The sequence below is a fragment of the Ruegeria sp. AM4 genome (assembly GCF_056540665.1).
This window is the reverse complement of sequence record NZ_JBQFXD010000005.1, coordinates 71,338-88,578: the sequence shown is the minus strand read 5'-3', so window position 1 is coordinate 88,578 and position 17,241 is coordinate 71,338. Positions and strand designations below refer to the sequence as shown.

The 17,241-nt window shown below is 58.9% G+C and carries 17 protein-coding genes, 1 tRNA gene and 1 riboswitch; of the genes, 8 read left to right on the top strand and 10 right to left on the bottom strand.

Annotated features, from left to right (window positions below; translation table 11 throughout):
- Window positions 1–269 precede the first annotated feature (269 nt).
- From ACR0JA_RS11685 to hemE, 7 genes are all read right to left on the bottom strand, one after another.
- Complete coding sequence (locus tag ACR0JA_RS11685) at window positions 270–1,049, bottom strand: SDR family oxidoreductase (protein ID WP_480574489.1); 780 nt, start codon at window positions 1,047–1,049, stop codon at window positions 270–272.
- A gap of 20 nt (window positions 1,050–1,069) precedes the next feature.
- Window positions 1,070–2,032, bottom strand: a complete 963-nt coding sequence (locus ACR0JA_RS11680) for a calcium/sodium antiporter (RefSeq protein WP_480574486.1) — start codon at window positions 2,030–2,032, stop codon at window positions 1,070–1,072.
- Window positions 2,029–2,220, bottom strand: coding sequence for a hypothetical protein (locus tag ACR0JA_RS11675; protein WP_480574483.1), 192 nt, complete (start codon window positions 2,218–2,220; stop codon window positions 2,029–2,031). The genes ACR0JA_RS11680 and ACR0JA_RS11675 overlap by 4 nt, the downstream gene beginning before the upstream one ends.
- Complete coding sequence (locus ACR0JA_RS11670) at window positions 2,201–2,998, bottom strand: S49 family peptidase (RefSeq protein ID WP_480574480.1); 798 nt, start codon at window positions 2,996–2,998, stop codon at window positions 2,201–2,203. Before ACR0JA_RS11670 ends, ACR0JA_RS11675 begins: the two co-directional genes overlap by 20 nt.
- A gap of 104 nt (window positions 2,999–3,102) precedes the next feature.
- Complete coding sequence (locus tag ACR0JA_RS11665; protein WP_480574477.1) at window positions 3,103–3,864, bottom strand: ABC transporter permease; 762 nt, start codon at window positions 3,862–3,864, stop codon at window positions 3,103–3,105.
- Window positions 3,861–4,790, bottom strand: a complete 930-nt coding sequence (locus ACR0JA_RS11660) for an ABC transporter ATP-binding protein (protein ID WP_480574474.1) — start codon at window positions 4,788–4,790, stop codon at window positions 3,861–3,863. Before ACR0JA_RS11660 ends, ACR0JA_RS11665 begins: the two co-directional genes overlap by 4 nt.
- A 173-nt stretch (window positions 4,791–4,963) precedes the next feature.
- On the bottom strand, window positions 4,964–5,998 hold the full coding sequence (gene hemE / locus ACR0JA_RS11655) for a uroporphyrinogen decarboxylase (protein WP_480574472.1): 1,035 nt from the start codon (window positions 5,996–5,998) through the stop codon (window positions 4,964–4,966).
- Window positions 5,999–6,106: 108 nt separating this feature from the next.
- Here hemE and hemC point away from each other — a divergent pair, with 108 nt between their 5' ends.
- Complete coding sequence (hemC, locus tag ACR0JA_RS11650; RefSeq protein ID WP_480574469.1) at window positions 6,107–7,066, top strand: hydroxymethylbilane synthase; 960 nt, start codon at window positions 6,107–6,109, stop codon at window positions 7,064–7,066.
- 216 nt (window positions 7,067–7,282) lie between these two features.
- Here the strand turns inward: hemC and ACR0JA_RS11645 are convergent, their stop codons facing one another.
- Both ACR0JA_RS11645 and ACR0JA_RS11640 read right to left on the bottom strand, forming a co-directional pair.
- A complete protein-coding gene (locus tag ACR0JA_RS11645) occupies window positions 7,283–9,532 on the bottom strand; it encodes a CHASE2 domain-containing protein (protein WP_480574466.1) in 2,250 nt (749 codons plus the stop codon).
- 45 nt (window positions 9,533–9,577) lie between these two features.
- Window positions 9,578–10,417, bottom strand: a complete 840-nt coding sequence (locus tag ACR0JA_RS11640; protein ID WP_480574463.1) for a FecR family protein — start codon at window positions 10,415–10,417, stop codon at window positions 9,578–9,580.
- Window positions 10,418–11,048: 631 nt separating this feature from the next.
- Here ACR0JA_RS11640 and ACR0JA_RS11635 point away from each other — a divergent pair.
- Window positions 11,049–11,138: transfer RNA gene (locus tag ACR0JA_RS11635), tRNA-Ser, on the top strand.
- Between the two features lie 107 nt (window positions 11,139–11,245).
- On the opposite strand, the gene ACR0JA_RS11630 is transcribed toward ACR0JA_RS11635, so the two are convergent.
- A complete protein-coding gene (locus ACR0JA_RS11630; RefSeq protein ID WP_480574460.1) occupies window positions 11,246–12,004 on the bottom strand; it encodes a nuclear transport factor 2 family protein in 759 nt (252 codons plus the stop codon).
- 138 nt (window positions 12,005–12,142) lie between these two features.
- Window positions 12,143–12,346, top strand: a riboswitch (cobalamin riboswitch).
- 131 nt (window positions 12,347–12,477) lie between these two features.
- Between ACR0JA_RS11630 and ACR0JA_RS11625 the strand changes: the two genes are divergently transcribed.
- From ACR0JA_RS11625 to ACR0JA_RS11600, 6 genes are all read left to right on the top strand, one after another.
- Complete coding sequence (locus tag ACR0JA_RS11625; RefSeq protein ID WP_480574458.1) at window positions 12,478–13,263, top strand: DUF4198 domain-containing protein; 786 nt, start codon at window positions 12,478–12,480, stop codon at window positions 13,261–13,263.
- A gap of 6 nt (window positions 13,264–13,269) precedes the next feature.
- A complete protein-coding gene (gene cbiM / locus ACR0JA_RS11620; protein WP_480574455.1) occupies window positions 13,270–13,881 on the top strand; it encodes a cobalt transporter CbiM in 612 nt (203 codons plus the stop codon).
- The gene (locus tag ACR0JA_RS11615; RefSeq protein ID WP_480574452.1) at window positions 13,878–14,465 is read left to right on the top strand and encodes a cobalt ABC transporter permease; all 588 of its coding nucleotides are present in this window, start codon (window positions 13,878–13,880) and stop codon (window positions 14,463–14,465) included. Before cbiM ends, ACR0JA_RS11615 begins: the two co-directional genes overlap by 4 nt.
- Window positions 14,465–15,247 (top strand): cobalt ECF transporter T component CbiQ, encoded by a 783-nt coding sequence (gene cbiQ, locus ACR0JA_RS11610; protein ID WP_480574449.1) that lies wholly within the window; start codon window positions 14,465–14,467, stop codon window positions 15,245–15,247. Before ACR0JA_RS11615 ends, cbiQ begins: the two co-directional genes overlap by 1 nt.
- A complete protein-coding gene (locus tag ACR0JA_RS11605) occupies window positions 15,244–15,894 on the top strand; it encodes an energy-coupling factor ABC transporter ATP-binding protein (protein WP_480574446.1) in 651 nt (216 codons plus the stop codon). Before cbiQ ends, ACR0JA_RS11605 begins: the two co-directional genes overlap by 4 nt.
- 114 nt (window positions 15,895–16,008) lie before the next feature.
- Window positions 16,009–17,163, top strand: a complete 1,155-nt coding sequence (locus tag ACR0JA_RS11600) for a zinc ABC transporter substrate-binding protein (RefSeq protein ID WP_480574443.1) — start codon at window positions 16,009–16,011, stop codon at window positions 17,161–17,163.
- Window positions 17,164–17,241: the final 78 nt, after the last annotated feature.

Below are 17,241 nucleotides of genomic sequence, written 5' to 3'. Positions count from 1 at the left end.
GGCGATGGCTGCAATCTTGCGCCACTCAGATCAAGAGGAAACAAATCCACGGTTTCTGTGGATAACTGTGCAGATAAGTTTTTCACACCTTGGATTTTCCCTTGAATCATTGCCCTTTCCCTGATCTGCCTAAAAAATAGGCAGATACTTAACCCATTGCTTTCCAACGATATTTTTTTCGATATGAAACAAGTGTATGAAAAACAAGACAATTTTGTAACGGACCTGTAACAGGATCGAGAGCGGTGCAAAACTTGTACGAGTTTTACCTATTCAACGCCCAGAACATCTGCAGTTTGCCAGACCAGATGCTGGCCACCATCGACGCATAATAGCTGCCCGGTGACCGCATGGGCGTCCAGAAAATACCCCAAAGCAGCAGTGATGTCCGATGGGTTCGCACCGCGTTCCAGCACCGTGTTCCGGCGTTGCGCGTCGAAGTGCCCCTGGCTCTGACGATGGCCGCGCAATGTTGGGCCTGGGCCGATTGCATTTACCCGGATCGCCGGGGTCAGCGCCTGAGCCGCAGTCCGCGTCAATGCCCACAGGCCCATCTTGGCAATCGTGTAGGTCATGAACTCGGGCGTCAGTTTTCGCACCCGCATGTCGACCATATTGACGATCAGGCCTGTGGCGACAGGCTCGCCCGCGTCGTCCGTTACCGGTTCCAGCCCCTGTTCGGACATGGCCTGCGTCAGCACAAACGGCGCCCTGAGGTTGCTGTCCATATGTCGGTCCCAGCTTTGCCGGGTTGCCGTATGGATATTGTCATACTCAAAAATCGAGGCGTTGTTGACGAGGCAGGTGATCGCCCCGCCCAAGTCATCGGCAGCGCGCGGCAACAGGGCGTTGACCTGATCTTCGTCCAGCAGATCCGCATGCAGCGCGACCGCGTTTCTGCCCAGCGCCTGGATCTCACGGACGGTTTCGTCTGCTCCCTCGCGCGACGAAACATAGTGGATCGCAACATCATATCCGCGCTGCGCCAGATACAGCGCCATGGCCCGCCCCAATCGCTGTCCGGCACCGGTTACCAAAGCTCGGGTCATTGGGGCCTCCGTCGATCAGATCACGCCAGCAAGACGGCGATATAAGCCACATAGAGCAGGGTCAAAATCACGCCCCAGATGCGTGTGATGTCGCGCTTGAAGAAAACAAACGGCACCAACAGCAGCGACGCGCCCAGCATAACCCACAGGTCAAAGCGCAAAAACTCGGGATCGACCGGAATGCGGCCGAACAGGGTGGCAATCCCGACGATGGCCAGCAGGTTGAACATGTTCGACCCGATCACATTGCCCAGCGCCACATCCGCCTGCCTGCGCAGGGCCGCCATCACCGTCGTGGCCAGTTCCGGCAGCGAGGTTCCGACGGCGACCAGGGTCAGACCGATCACCGTTTCGCTGACGCCATATTCCTGTGCAATGACCGTTGCGTTTTCGACCAGCAGATGCGCGCCCATAGGCAATCCGATCAATCCCAGGATCAGATAGACCGAAAGCTTCCAATACGGCATGTCCGGGTCGACTTCCTCAAGACCCTCCAACTCATCATCATCGGCACATGCGTCGCCGCAGGCCTTGCGATGGGCCTTTGCCTCGCGAAAGGCATTCATCAGGATCAGCGCCAACGCCGCCAGCAGAATTGCGCCGCTGAACAGGTTGAAAACACCACAGAAGGCGAGTCCAATGAACAGCACCGAAGCAATCAGCATGAAGACATAGTTTTTGCGGCTGTCACACTCGCTTGTGTGCAGCGTGGCCAACAGCGCGGGCAGGCCAAGGACCAGCAGTATGTTGGCGGTGTTCGACCCGACCACGTTGCCCAGCGCGATGCCCGGCGCGTTTTCCTTGACCGCGCTGATGGCAATCAGCAATTCGGGTGCCGAGGTACCAAAGGCGACAATCGTCAGGCTGACGATCAGCGCCGGCACGCCCAGTCGCAGGCTGAGGTTCACTGCACCTCGTACCAGCGCATCCCCTGCCAGCAGAAGGATCACCAACCCAAGGCCGGAAAGCAGCCACGCCGTCATCCGCGGCCTCCTTTTTCACAGGCACAGGGGCCCTTGCCGATCCGAAACCGCCCACAGCGCGGGCATTTGGCAGAGCTCAGCCGGGTTTGACCGGGAAAGCGCAGCTTACCGAACATGGCCAGCACCACCATACCGATCAGAAACAGAGTGACCGCTTTGATGATCACGTCACAAACCGAAACGCGCATAGGCCGCGCGCTCCTCCAGACCGGCGACGGCGTCCTGCGCCAATGCAGCCCCAAACCGCGACCAGATCGGTTTGCGCAGCCCGTAGCGGCGGAACCTTACCTTGTCGCCAAACCGCTCCTGCATCTTGGGCTTGAGATGCGCGATGCCGTCGATTAGCCCAAGCTGCTGCGCGCGGCGCGCCAACCAGACCTCGCCGTTGAACAGATCGGCGTTGTCGTCCAGCTTGCCGCTGCGGCGGGTTTTCACATGGGTGATGAAATTCTGGTGAATGTCATCCAACAAAACTTTGAGCCGCGCCACGTCCTCTTTCTTTTCCGGCACAAACGGGTCCAGCATGGATTTGGACTGCCCCGCCGTGTGGACGCGACGCTCGACCCCCTGCCGGGCCAACAGAACATGCGCGCCAAAGCCCGACGATATCACACCGATCGAGCCCAGCACCGAACTGTCATCCGCCCAGATCTCATCCGCGGCCGCCGCCAGCCAGTAGCCACCCGAGGCTGCCACGTCTTCAACAAAGGCAAAAACGGGAATATCCAGTTCTTCCGCCAGACGTCTGATCCGCGCCCCGATCAACGAGCTCTGCACCGGTGAACCGCCGGGCGAGTTGACCTCAAGCGCGACGGCGGCGGGTTTTCCCTTGCGGAATGCTTTTTCCAGAACCGGGGCCAGAGAGGTGTCGTTCAACGACGCGCGACCGGCCATGCCGATGGCACCGGACAAACGGACAATTGCCACCAGCGGCGGCTTTTTGACAAACGGCAGGCTGAGTTTCATGGGTGCCGATGTAGAGTGCGCCAAACCGTTAAACAAGGGAACCTTCCGGCCATAAACGCAACGACAACCAAAATAACACATCCTGCGGGCAAAAATGCAACGCCCTAGCTGCGGATGCGCCAGCCGGTTTTGAATATCCAGCCGATGATGGCCAGACAGCCACCGGTAAAGGCAATGATTGCCAACAGGCTGAAAACAATCGGCACATCAGCCAGACCATAGAAGGACCAGCGGAAACCCGAGATCAGGTAGACAACCGGATTGAACAGCGTGATTGTCTGCCACAGGGGCGGCAGCATCGAGATCGAATAGAAGGTCCCGCCCAGAAAGATCAGTGGCGTTACCACAAGCTGCGGCACAAGTGACATCTGTTCAAAATTGCTGGCCCAGATGCCGATGATGAAGCCCAGAAGCGAGAAGCTGAGGCAGGTCAGAATCAGAAACGCCGCCATGGCAAAAGGGTGTTCAATCCGTATTTCAACGAAGAACGTGGCCGTGATCAAAATCACGAGCCCGACAAACAACGACTTGGTCGCGGCAGCGCCGACGTAACCGATCACGATCTCGATGAAATTGACCGGGGCGGAAAGCAGTTCATAGATCGTTCCCAGAAACTTGGGGAAATAGATGCCAAACGAAGCGTTTGAAATCGCAAGCATCACGACCGACAGCATGATCAGGCCAGGTACGATGAACGCACCGTAGGACACGCCCTCGACCTCTTGGATCCGGCTGCCGATGGCAGTACCGAACACCACGAAATACAGCGACGTGGACAGAACCGGAGACAGAAAGCTCTGCGCCAGCGTGCGAAAGAACCGGGCCATTTCGAACCGGTAGATGGCAGCGATGGCGGACCAGTTCATGCCGGCTCTCCCGACACCAGATTGACGAAAATTTCCTCAAGGCTCGATTGCCGGGTCTGCACGTCCCGCAACACCAGTCCCGCCTGTGCGACATCGTTCAGCAAGGTGGTGATACCGGTGCGTTCGGCATGAATGTCATAGGTATAGATCAGCGCGTCGCCGGCGCCGTTCAGGGTCAGGCCATGTTCCGACAAAGCATCGGGAATGGCGCTGATCGGTTCTGTCAACATGACCTCGATCTGCTTTTTCCCCATTTGCGCCATCAGCGCGTCCTTGTCCTGCACCAACAACAGCTCGCCCTTGTCGATGACGCCAATGCGATCGGCTATGGCCTCGGCCTCTTCGATGTAATGCGTGGTCAGGATGATGGTCACACCGGCCTGTTTCAACTCGGCCACGATCTGCCACATGTCCTTGCGCAGTTCCACGTCCACACCCGCGGTGGGTTCGTCCAGAAACAGAACGCGGGGTTCATGCGCCAGCGCCTTGGCGATCAGCACACGCCGCTTCATCCCGCCGGACAGTTCCTTGATCGCATTGTTACGCTTGTCCCACAGGGACAGCGTACGCAGTATTTCTTCGATCCGGGCATTGTCTTGACCGTGACCAAAGAGGCCGCGTGAGAAACGGACCGTGTTCCAAACCTTTTCGAACGGCTCCAGCGCTATTTCCTGGGGCACCAGGCCAATCATTTTGCGCGCAGCCCGAAAGTCCGACTGGATATCGTATCCGCCGACCGACACCGATCCAGAGGTCGGAGTCGTGATCCCGCACACGGTCGAAATCAGCGTTGTCTTGCCGGCGCCATTAGGCCCCAACAGCGCTAGAATTTCCCCTTCCTCAATCTCCAGAGATACGCCTTTCAGCGCCTCGAACCCGCCAGCATAGGACTTGCGCAGGTCATTGATGGAAAGAATGGTCGTCATGCGGTTCCCTTGTTCTGACCGGTGCGGCGCAAGCCTTCCAAGCACATAACACTGCGCGTTTCGGGAAAACAAGCGCGCAGGACGCCCTTCCGATCCGCCCCTCATCCGGCAAAGACTATCCTGGGGCGAGGAAGACGCCACAGGCGAAGAAGGGGGCTGGCCCCTTCCCTTGCCTAGCCCTCACGAACTGTATCGATCATCAGTTGCACATTCGCCGGATCGGCATCGGGTGTGATCCCGTGCCCAAGGTTGAAGATATGCGGTCCGTTTGAAAACGCCTCGACAATGGATCGCGTTTCATCGATCAGAGCTTGTCCTCCTGTCACCATATGGGACGAAGCCAGATTGCCCTGAACGCAACCATCCACCTGCACATGCCGTGAAGCCCAATCGGGTGAAACGGAATTGTCCAGCGCCACACAATCCACGCCGGTTGCTTTGGCGAACCCGACATAGCCCTCGCCCGCCTCGCGCGGGAACCCGATCACCGGAATGCCCGGGTGACGTTCATTGATTGCCTGAGTGATAACCCGACAGGGCTCGACCGCGTATTTTTCAAAGGCCGTACCTTTCAGCGACCCGGCCCAGCTGTCGAAGATCTTGACCACTTCGGCACCTGCTTCGATCTGGGCGGACAGATATTCAATCGTCGCTGCGGTGATCCGGTCCAGCAACGCCTCGAACAGCACGGTTTCCTGCTCGCGCAGAGCATGGGCCGGCCCCTGATCGGGGGTGCCGCGCCCGGCGATCATATAAGTCGCCACCGTCCAGGGCGCGCCTGCAAATCCGATCAACGTGGTCTCGGATGGTAATGCGCGCGACAGGATGCGCACGGTTTCATAAACCGGCGAAAGGGTTTCGTGGATCGCATGCACCGGCTTCAAAGCGTCGAAATCCGATTGCTGCGTTATGGTCGACAACCGAGGTCCTTCACCAGTGACGAACCACAGATCAGCCCCCAGCGCCTGCGGCACCAGCAGGATGTCGGCAAACAGGATCGCCGCGTCAAATCCATAGCGGCGAATAGGCTGCAACGTGACCTCGGCGGCAAGTTCGGGGTTATAGCACAGCGACAGGAAATCCCCGGCTTGCGCCCGCGTCGCGCGGTATTCGGGCAGATACCGCCCTGCTTGCCGCATCATCCAGATCGGGGGCACATCCTGCGCCTCTCCTGCCAGCGCCCGCAGCAATTTCTTTTTCCCGGCCATGCCTGTCCCCAATTCTACAGCTGTGCGGCAACGGGTCGGCCCTCAGTGGCAATTTGTCAAGCTCTGCCCCCATTGTCAGGGCAATGTGACGCGACTAAAGCTTGGCGCATGAGTCTGTCACTTCCCACACCCGCATCGCCCTTGAAAATCGGAACACGCGGATCGCCGCTGGCGCTGGCGCAGGCCCATGAGACCCGCCAGCGTCTTGGCATCGCCTTTGATCTGCCGCAAGAGGCGTTCGAGATCGTGGTGATCAAGACCACCGGTGACAATCGGGCAATGATCGACGCAGACCGTCCGCTGAAAGAGATCGGCAACAAGGGTCTGTTCACCAAGGAAATAGAAGAGGCGATGCTGCGCGGCGACATTGATATCGCGGTGCATTCGACCAAAGACATGCCGGTCGAGCAGCCGGATGGATTGGTGCTGGATACATACCTGCCGCGCGAAGATGTGCGCGACGCCTTCATTTCGCCCCGACTGAAAACGCTCGAGGACCTGCCCGAGGGCGCGGTGGTTGGCACCTCGTCGCTGCGGCGGCGCGCGCAATTGCTGAACCGCCGCCCGGACCTGAACGTGGTCGAGTTTCGCGGCAATGTTCAGACCCGGCTGAAGAAGCTGGCCGATGGGGTCGCCGACTGCACCTTTCTGGCAATGGCGGGTCTTCGTCGTCTGCAAATGCAGGATGTTCCTGCCACCGCAATTTCCCCCGACGCCATGTTGCCAGCCATAGCGCAAGGCACTATCGGGATCGAAAGACGCGCTGACGACAAGCGTGCGGGTGAACTGCTGGCGGCCATTCATTGCACCACAACTGCCGACCGGCTTGCCGCCGAGCGCAGCTTGCTGGCCGGGCTCGACGGGTCTTGCGAAACGCCGATTGCCGGGTTGGCCGAGCTTGACGGCAATTCCCTGCGTCTTCGCGGTCAGGTTTTGCGCCCTGACGGGTCCGAATCCATCTCTGAATCGATTGAAGGCCCAGCCGAAGATGCCGCTGATCTGGGCCGCGAACTGGCAAATTCTCTGCTAAAACAAGCGGGTCCCGGTTTTTTTGAGTGGCGGGCCTGAAAAATTTTACCTTAATGTGAACTTCTTCACTGAACGCCCCGCTTCGATGGTACAGTATGAGGGTGTTCCGGTTCGGATGTCAGATCAGTCTCGAATATATCGAAAGTTTTAGCCGGTTTTGTTTTAGATAGTATTCGAGGGGGCGAGACCGATCCATCTGACCGAACACGACGGGCCGCAGCGTGAAAACGCCGCGGCCCGTTTCGTTATGGCACTTTAGCTGCCCGAGCGCAGTCTTTCGACCCGACCGGCAGCATCATGGTGGCTGAATTCGACCTGCCCGTCCCGACTTGCGGCCTGGAAATCCACGATCCTTCGCGGCAATGCGTTGAAGAACCGTTTCAATCCAGGCTCAAGATCGACGGCCAAAGCTGAACACGCGCGGCAAAGGCCGGACACCTCATCCCGCGGTCGATGTTCACGGATCGCGGAAATCAGAGTTTGGTGCTTGCTGCGCAACGCCTGAAAATCCCGGGACTCTGCCATTGCTCGGTCGCCGACAAGCACAAAGACCGGCTCGGGCTCGGCCTTGCCTTTTAGGTCAACGAACCCGGCCTCCAACATCGCCAGTTTCTGACCAACCGCCGCATGGATCGCGCTTGAAAGCAGAATGTCATAGTCCACATGGCGGCAGGTCTGTTCGATCCGTGCGGCGACATTCACGACATCGCCGATGACGGTATAGTTGAACCTGCGGCGCGAACCGATATTTCCAACGCAAGCAGCGCCCGTCGCACAACCGGTCGCCAGGGCAAGGGCGGGCCGTCCGCGCATGATGGGTGCTGCATTGAAATCGGCCAGCGCCCGGCGCATTTGCAACGCCGCCTGCGCCGCACGTAACGGATGATCCGCGACCGGCACGGGCGCGTTCCAGAATGCCATGACCGCATCCCCGATGAATTTGTCGATGGTTCCACGCTCGATCAGGATTTGATCCCCAATTTCCGAGAACAGAGCGTTCAGCAAAGTGACCAATTCGGTGGCTGAAACGGATTCGGACAAAGGTGTGAAGTCGCGGATATCCGAGAACATCACCGTGATCTCCTGCGAGTTGCCGCCAAGTTTCAGCTGATGACCACTGGCCTCCATCTCGTCCAGTATCTCGGGCGCGACATAGTGCGAGAATGTGCGGCGAATGACCCGTTTTTCGCGTTCGGTCGAAATAAAGAGGTAGCCCGCCAACAGCCCGAAATTGGCCATCCCGCCCGCCAGCGGAAAAGTCGCGTCAAACAGAACCGAGTGGTTTTGAAACGCCAGCCAACTGATCACGATCACAGCCGCAGCGGCCACCCCACCGGCGACAAAGGATGCCACCGCGCCGTATCTGGACATCACGAACGTCACCACCATGCCCAGAATGACAAAGGCCAGCAACTCCAGCGCCGCGGTGACGTCGGACCGGCTGAGCGTGTCCCCCAGAATGATTTGCTCGATGATCTGCGCGTGAATCGACACACCAGGGACGGATTCGCCCAGCGTCGTCTCGCGCATATCGAACAGACCCGCCGCCGAGGTCCCGACCAAAATGATCCGCCCCTCGATCTGGGCCCTCAGATCGGGGTCGTCATCGCGCTGCATGATATCATCTGCCGAAAGATAAAGGCCCGGATGATCGCGCCTGTAGCGCACCCAGATCTCGCCGTTTTCCGTGGTCGGCAGCAGGAAGTCCCCGATGCCGACCGCCAGCATGATGCCAACCTCATCCTGCGACCCTTCGGCAAAATAGACAGGCTCACCCATGGCAACGCGCAGCGCTTCGACACCCAGGCCAGGCATGACGCCGCCGGGACCGGACCACAGCACCGGCACGCGTCGGACCACCCCCAGCCCATCCAGGGGCGAAACATTGACGCCTCCGATCCCCAGCGCGTCGTCGCCCAAGGGCGGCGCAAGAGGGGTCCAGTGCGGAACACTCACAAGACCGGCGGCAGGTTGTTCACCGATTTCAACCAGCCCGGCCTTGGGCGCGACGACGGTGCCGCTGTCGGTTGATCGGGCTGCGACGCCCATAACAACAGGCCAATTGGCCACTTCCGCACCGAACATCACATCGTTGTCCAGTAGCCGAGCAGCCCGGTCCGCCCGCAGGACATCCGCCAGCGCAGGGTCCCGCAACAGCCGCGACACGCTATAGCGGTCGGGTTCGGCAAACAGCATGTCAAAGGCAATGGACGCTGCACCATAATGGCCCAGACGCTCGACCATCTGCGCCAGTTGCGTCCGCGGCCAGGGCCATTGACCCCAAGCGGCCAGGGATCGTTCGTCGATATCGACGACCCGCACAGGCAGATCCGGGTCATAGGCGCGTGGCGAGACCCTTTGCAAGACATCGAAGTAAATGAAGCGCGACATCTGAACCGGATAGGGGTCCAGAACGCGAATGAAGCAGCCAAACAGGATCAAACCCAGCCCGACCAAGCGAAAACCCAGCCGCCGCGCCAACGAACCTTTGGCGTTACCCGCCACGCCAAACTCCTGTGGGCAAAGGGGACGAGACAGGTTTCATCGCGGCTATCTCGTTTCGGCCTCGGCTGTAATTCCTCCGGCCGTCGCACTGGCGGACGTACCTGACCCACCCGGTCCGTCATCTGAGAGGTTCACCGACACGCTGACGCTACCGGCCGTGGAACTGGCACTCGTCGTCGAGCCAGCCCGCGCCTCGGCACGCGTGGTAGGTGGGTCGGATCGTGTCGGAGCCGAACGGCTTGCCGATCTTGTGCCAGCGGATGATCGGGCCGCTTCGGGTTGCTCTGCTTCTTCGCGCTGACGTGGTTCTTGCGTTTCCGCACGCACCCGTGGGGCCAGCGCCTCGGTCCCCGAGCATCCACCAATATTCACCCGCAACGGCGGCAGCAACCGCTGCTGTGCTTGCAGGAAAGGAAACCCGCTGGACACAGCCTTGTCATATTGCGCAGCGTTGACCGGCTGGCCGACCCCCCCGGACGGGCCGGTGGCAAACATGCTGCATTGCGAATCCCCGCGACGGCACCCGCCTCGCAGGCTGCACATTTGCACCTCGCCTTCGAGAACCAGCATCGCACTCTGGCTGCCGGACGGCACCCAGATATCGAATGTTGTTCCCCGCACCGCCATCGTGGCTGTTGGCGTTTTGATGGAATAGGCCCGCTTTTTGCTGTTGCCGGAAATAAATCGAAAGCTTCCACCCAAAGCCTGTACCGCAAAGCTTTTGGCCTTGCGATTTCCGCGCAGCATCGACACATCCAGCACCATCTTGGCGTTTGGACCGACGGCAATCTTGGTCTGGTCAACAAAGATCAACTGCACCACACCCGACCGGTTCGTGGTAATCATGTCGCCCGATGCCACATCCATTCCCTTGCGCAGGGTCATGGTCTTTCCCGCACGAACCACTTCGGCGCCAGGCTTGACGCTTAGCACTTTCCCGATTGCGGCTGATACCGACGCCGGTAGCGTCACAATGAATAATGCGAATACAAAAACTTTTACCCAGGCCAAAACCAAGTCCCTTCCCCCAAAGGTTCCCGTTGGGGCGACAAACGCCCCACGCCCGATTTTGCACCTCAGAATGCTTACTTTATTTGGTCATTTATGTTCTAAAATCTGAACAAATATGCACTGAAACAGATATGTTTGGCAAGTATTGGGCCCTTTCGGGTCGGCACCCGAGGCCTTATGGGGTCATGGATTCACGGCTGACCTGTCGAAATCGTTCCGAGGCTCGCCAGCATCAACGGTGTTTTGATGAACAATTGGTTGAAACCGACGGCTCAATCCGCACACGTAATCGCTGATTCAGCACAAGCCCTCATCACAAGTCCACCAGCCGACGCGGTTTTCTGTTCGAGATGGTCGGCGTTCACCCGGGATGCACCGCCGCGCGCAAATGCAATTCTCGGTGTTTCACCGTAATATCAACAAGTTCTGCAGATTTACCGAGATACAGCACCACATGGAAATTTCGTCTTGTATTCCCGCTGCTTGCAAGGATATACCCGTCGGCGGAGACGTGGCCGAGTGGTCGAAGGCGCTCCCCTGCTAAGGGAGTAGGCCCGGAAGGGTCTCGAGGGTTCGAATCCCTTCGTCTCCGCCACCCATCACTTTCACACAATATTCCCGAACGTAATCCGACCCACTCTGCCGGGAGTTTATTTGTTACCATCGCGTTTTGCGGTTCGGGACCCAATCCGTTGTCCGCGTTCAGAATTTTCCGTTGTCGTTTTTCCATTCGCTGCGCGGAGCGATGGTTTCGACTGTGTCCCAATGCTCGGCGATCAGATCATCGTGAACGCGGAACAGGTGATAGAAACCGGTATGAACCCCAGCCTTGCTGCCTTCGCACATGCACAGGACAAAATTGCCCTCAGCCAACACACGATGCAATTTGTGGTGCTGGATCAGGTGCGTACCGTCCTGGACCGCGTCCAATGCGGCGCGAAAGGCGTCCGCTCCGTCGCCCAGTTCGGGGCTGTGCTGGATCAGGTCTGCATGCACGAATGTCGCGAGCAAGTCGGTCTGACCACCAACCAGCACCTGTTCGGCAAACCGGCGCACCAGATCCCGGTTCTGCTCGGTCTTGTCCAAATCCGTGGTGTCCGCGCTGCCGTCCAACATGCCACGACCTGACGGGTTTGGGCCTTTGAGGGGTTGGATGTTGTCCCAATGTTCGACCGCCTTGCCATCCTCGAACCGAAAGACCTCGAACGCGGCGCGCAGGCTGGAAAAGTCGTATTCGTTATGCGCAAAAGCAAAGTCACCATCTTCGAACACCCTCATGAATGTGACCCGGGGATTCGTTTTGGCCAACCGCGCGAACAGATTGGCCAAGCCCTCGCTGCCTTCATGTGTCTGGGGATTGTGCTGAATGTATCTGGCTTCGTTGACTACGGTTGCGGCTTCGGGATCTCCGGTCTCGATGCCTTTCAACAGCTTTTTGAGCAGGTCTTTTTTCGATGCCATGTCATTTCATCCCGTTCTGGAGGCCTTTGCACGCGAGTCAGATTAGCACCAAACTATGCCTGTGTTCGAAAATAACCTGGGTATCATGCTGTCACTCACCGACTGAATTTTGGTTGACGGACGATACCCGAGTCTGGCATCTGCGGTCGCGTGTCCGGTTCCGGGTTTGCCCGGAGAAAAGGGAATGCGGTGCGGGTTTTGTCAGACAAACACCCAATGCCGCAACTGCCCCCGCAACTGTAGGCGGCGAGCAGGGCTGACATGCCACTGGGGTTTCCCGGGAAGGCCAGCCCAACGCTTTGACCCGCAAGTCAGGAGACCTGCCGGATGTGCACCCTCGGAAGGGGTGTGTCACTGACGCCGGGGTGTGCGTCGGGTCTGTTGCCCCGAATACGGGAGCAGGCTCGGACCGTCCTGGTGTCAAACAAGAATGCGTGCCGGGGTTGGCACGTCGGGACAAGGAAGAAGACCCCATGAAAAAGCTGCTCTGCACGGCTGCGGTTGCGCTGACTATTCCAGCGATCGCGCAAGCACATTTTCTGCTGGAGTACACCACGGACACCATGATTGATGCGCCGGGCGATGTGCCGGTCAAGCTGATCTTCTGGCACCCGTTTGAAAACGGCCACGTCATGGATCTGGAAAAGCCGCAGGAATTCTATGTGATCCACAATGGTGAAAAAACGGACCTGCTAGAGACGCTGGAGCCTGTGCGCTTCACCAGCCCTGAAAACGAAGGTGCGGCCTTCAAAGGGTCGGTGCCGGTCAAGCGGTCGGGCGACTATGTCATGGTCACGGTGCCTCAGCCTTATTATGAGGAATCCGAGGACATCTATATCCAGCAGATCACCAAAGCGTTCCTGAATCGCAATGAGCTGCCGACCGATTGGATGAATCCCGCAGGTCTGCCGACCGAGATCATCCCGCTGAACAAGCCCTACAACATCGTCGCGGGCTCGACCTTTACCGGTCAGGTACTGGCCGACGGTCAACCGGTCGCCGGGGCCGAGATCGAGATCGAGTACATGGCAGCAGAGCCGAAAATGGACAGCGCCGCACCCTCGGATCCGACCGTATCGCCAATGCCCGGCGGTGCCGTTGTCGCGATTTCGGACGCCAATGGCTATTTCTCCTTCGGGGTTCCAAAAGCCGGATACTGGGGATTTGCAGCACTTGGTTCGGGCCCCGCGACCGAGCATGAGGGCAAGGAACTGAGCCAGGATGCGGTGATCTGGATCCGCGCCTGGGATCTGGAGTAACCCCGGATGCACATCGTCGACGGTGCCCTGTCCAACCCGGTCGTGATCGGCGGTGCGGTCGCCGCCGCAGGTGGGATCGCCATCGGGCTGCGGTCGCTTGATCTGGACCGTATCCCCACAGCCGGGGTGCTTTCGGCCAGCTTTTTCGTGGCTTCACTGATTCACGTGCCGATCGGGCCGTCGTCAGTGCATCTGATCCTCAACGGTCTGGCCGGGCTTTTGCTCGGCTGGGCCGCATTTCCGGCCCTGTTCGTGGGCCTGTTGCTGCAGGCGGTGTTCTTTGGCTTTGGCGGGTTGACCGTATTGGGTATCAACACGCTCAACATCGCCTTGCCGGCGGTATTGGCCGGAATGTTGTTCCGGCCACTGATCGGGCGCGGCACACCTGTGGCCGGTGCAATTTGGGGTGGAGTTGGCGGCGCGTTTGCCATTGCCGCCACGACGATCATGGTTGGCATATCGCTGGCGTTGTCGGGGGATGCATTCCTGCCTGCGGCGAAACTCGTGTTCTTTGCCCATATCCCGGTGATGGTAATCGAGGCGGTGCTGACCGGATTTGCCGTCCTGCTGGCGCGCAAGGTCAAACCCGAGCTATTCGCCACAAGGACAATCGCATGATACGGTTTGCTCTGATCTTTGCCATCTGTTGTGCGCCTTTGCCCGCTTTCGCACATAAGGTGATCGCCGGGGTTTTTGCCTCGGGTGACGCCATCGAAGGAGAGATTGGCTTTTCCAACGGTGACATGGCAACCGATACCGAGGTGATCGTGACTGGTCCGGATGGGTCGGAACTGGGCCGCACGGTGACCGGTGCGGATGGGTTTTTCCTGTTCACGCCGACTACAGCCATAGCGCACACGTTCTTTGCCGATCTTGGCGCGGGCCATGTGGCCGAAGTTGTCATGTCGGCGCAGGACGTGGCCGGGATCATGGGCGTTGCAGTCGGCAAGGAAGGCCTCTCCGAGAGTAAAGCGGTTTCTGCCGAAACCACGGCTGGCAGCGGGTCGGTGGCATCGCTGACCGACGAAGAACGGCGGCTCATCGCAGAGGCCGTGCGAGACGAAATCCACCCGCTGCGGCGTGAGATCGCCGCCTATCGCGAACACAACGATTTGCAATCCATACTTGGCGGGATCGGGTACATCTTCGGCCTGTTCGGGGTTGGCTTCTATATAGCCGCCCGGCGAAAGCGGTCTTCCTGATGGCACACGTACTGGGGTCACAGGACAAGGCATTGGCCGGGGCTGTCGGCCCGGAACGGCAGGGAATGATTGCCCCTCTCGATCCTCGCATGCGCATCGTCATGGCCTGTGTGTTTGCGATTGTTGTCGTCGCGTTGTCTTCGCTGGTGGCGCTGACCTCAGCGTTGATGATCGCGCTGTCGCTGCTTGCGGTATCCCGCCTGCCATGGCGCTCGACGTTGAAGCGTATGGCGATGATGGACGGGTTCATCATATTCATGCTGGTGCTGTTGCCGTTTTCCGTGCCCGGCGATCCGATCTTTTCGCTTTGGGGCTTTACCGCCAGTTGGCAGGGCGTTTGGCAGGCCGTCGAAATTGCCCTTACCGCAAATGCGGTGATCCTGGCGCTGATGGTGCTGGTCGGCACGATGGAACCGGTCGCGTTGGGCCATGCGCTGCATCGTTTGCGCTGCCCCGAGACGCTGGTGCATCTGCTGATGTTCACGATCCGCTATATCGATGTGCTGCACGAAGAATACCAACGTCTGCGGGCCGCGATGAAAGTGCGTGGTTTTCGGCCCGGTACGAACTGGCACACTTATCGCAGCTTTGGCTATCTGGTGGGTATGATGCTTGTACGGGCCATCGAGCGGTCCGAACGCATCCTTGGCGCGATGAAGTGTCGGGGTTTTTCGGGTCAGATGCTGCTGCTTCAAGACTATTCGCTGACTCGTCGGGACATTGCCTTCGGCCTCGGGCTCGGCGCGCTGTGTCTTGCATTGATCATTGTGGATTTCGCATGACGCTCATCGCGCTGGACAGCATCTGCTTTGCCTATCCCGGACAGGACCCCGTTCTGAATGGGGCCTGCCTGACGCTAGACGCCGGGCAGCGCCTGTCGCTCACCGGTCCGAACGGGTCCGGCAAATCCACGCTGTTGCGCATTGCGCTCGGGCTACAGCGCCCGTCTTCGGGCACCGTTTCCGTGTTTGGCACCCCCCGCCGCGTAGAGGCGGATTTCCACGAGGTGCGCCGCCACGTCGGCCTTGTGTTTCAGGATCCCGACGATCAATTGTTTTGCCCCACCGTGGCCGAAGACATCGCCTTTGGGCCGCTGAACCTGGGCAAGACAAAGGACGAGGCGATCGCCATCGTGGATCAGGTTCTACGCGATCTGGATTTGACGCATCTCAGGAACCGGACAACGCACAAGCTGTCGGGTGGGGAAAAGCGCCTGATCACGCTGGCAACGGTTCTTGCGATGAACCCCCAAGCGCTGTTGTTGGATGAGCCGACCAACGCCTTGGACACCAAGAACGAGGCGCGGCTACTTGAAATCCTGCAATCCCTGCCGCAGGCGATCCTGCTGGTCAGCCATGCGCCTGCGTTCCGCCGGGCGCTGGCCCCGGACAGGTTGGACTTGCAGGATGGCAAGCTTATTTCGATGTAACTGCGCCGCCGGTAACACCCCCCGTAAGATGCCGATGTCAATCGCGGTCGCTTGTCATGGAAAACCTTATCAGGTAAGGCAACTGTAACGTTATAAGATCACAAGGTGGTTCTCATGTCCAAGAAGCTTGTATCCCTTTCAGTCTCTGCCGCGTTACTGGGTGGCACCGCATTGGCGGATGCACCAAACGTTGCGGTGGACATTGCTCCGGTTCATTCTCTGGTCGCTCGGGTGATGGGTGATGTTGGCGAACCGCATCTCATCGTGCAGCCCGGGGCGTCACCGCATGGATACACCATGCGTCCCTCAAATGCGGATGCGTTGCAAAATGCCGATGTCGTGTTTTGGGTCGGAGAAGACCTGACGCCATGGCTTGAAGGAGCAATTGATACGCTGGGAAAAAACGCATCGGTCACAGCGCTGCTTGAAGCTGATGGAACCACATTGCTCGACTTCCGGGAAAGTGCGTTGTTCGAAGCCCACGACCACGGGGACGATGACCACGACGATCATGGTGATGAGGACCATACCGATCATGATGATCATGATCACGACGACCATGGGGATGACGATCACGCGGATCATGATGACCACGGTGATGAAGATCATGCGGACCACGACGACCACGATCACGATGAACATGGCGACGAAGACCACGCGGATCATGATGATGAAAAGCATGCAGATCACGACGATCACGGACATGATGACCACGATGATCATGATGACCACGCCGGGCACGATGACCATAACCATGGCGACCATGATCCGCATGCTTGGCTTTCACCGGCGAATGCAGGCACTTGGTTGAATGTGATCGCCTCTCAGCTTTCTGCAGCGGATCCCGACAATGCAGGCGCCTACTTTGCAAACGCTGCGGCAGCGCGCGAAGAATTGGAATCTCTGTCCGGAGAGATCACGGCGACACTGGATCCGGTGCGCGGAGGGAACTTCATCGTGTTCCACGATGCATACCAGTATTTTGAGAACGACTTCGACTTTCCGGCAGCCGGAGCGATTTCCCTAAGTGATGCGACAGCCCCCAGCCCCGCGCGGATTGCCGAGATCCAGGGACGCATTCGCGAGGAAGGCATAAACTGTGTTCTGGCTGAGCCTCAGTTCAATCCAGGCCTTGTGGCAACTGTTCTCGAAGGCACCGAGGCGACCACGGGAGTGATCGATCCCCTGGGCGCCGAGCTTGAACCGGGGGCGGACCTCTATCCGCAATTGATCCGCAACATGGCGAATACGCTGGCAGAATGCCTGTAGACCAAACATTGGACACACCGGCCGCCCAACGCGAAGCGACCGGTGTGTATCGTCGCGGGCACTCGGTCGGGCATTTGT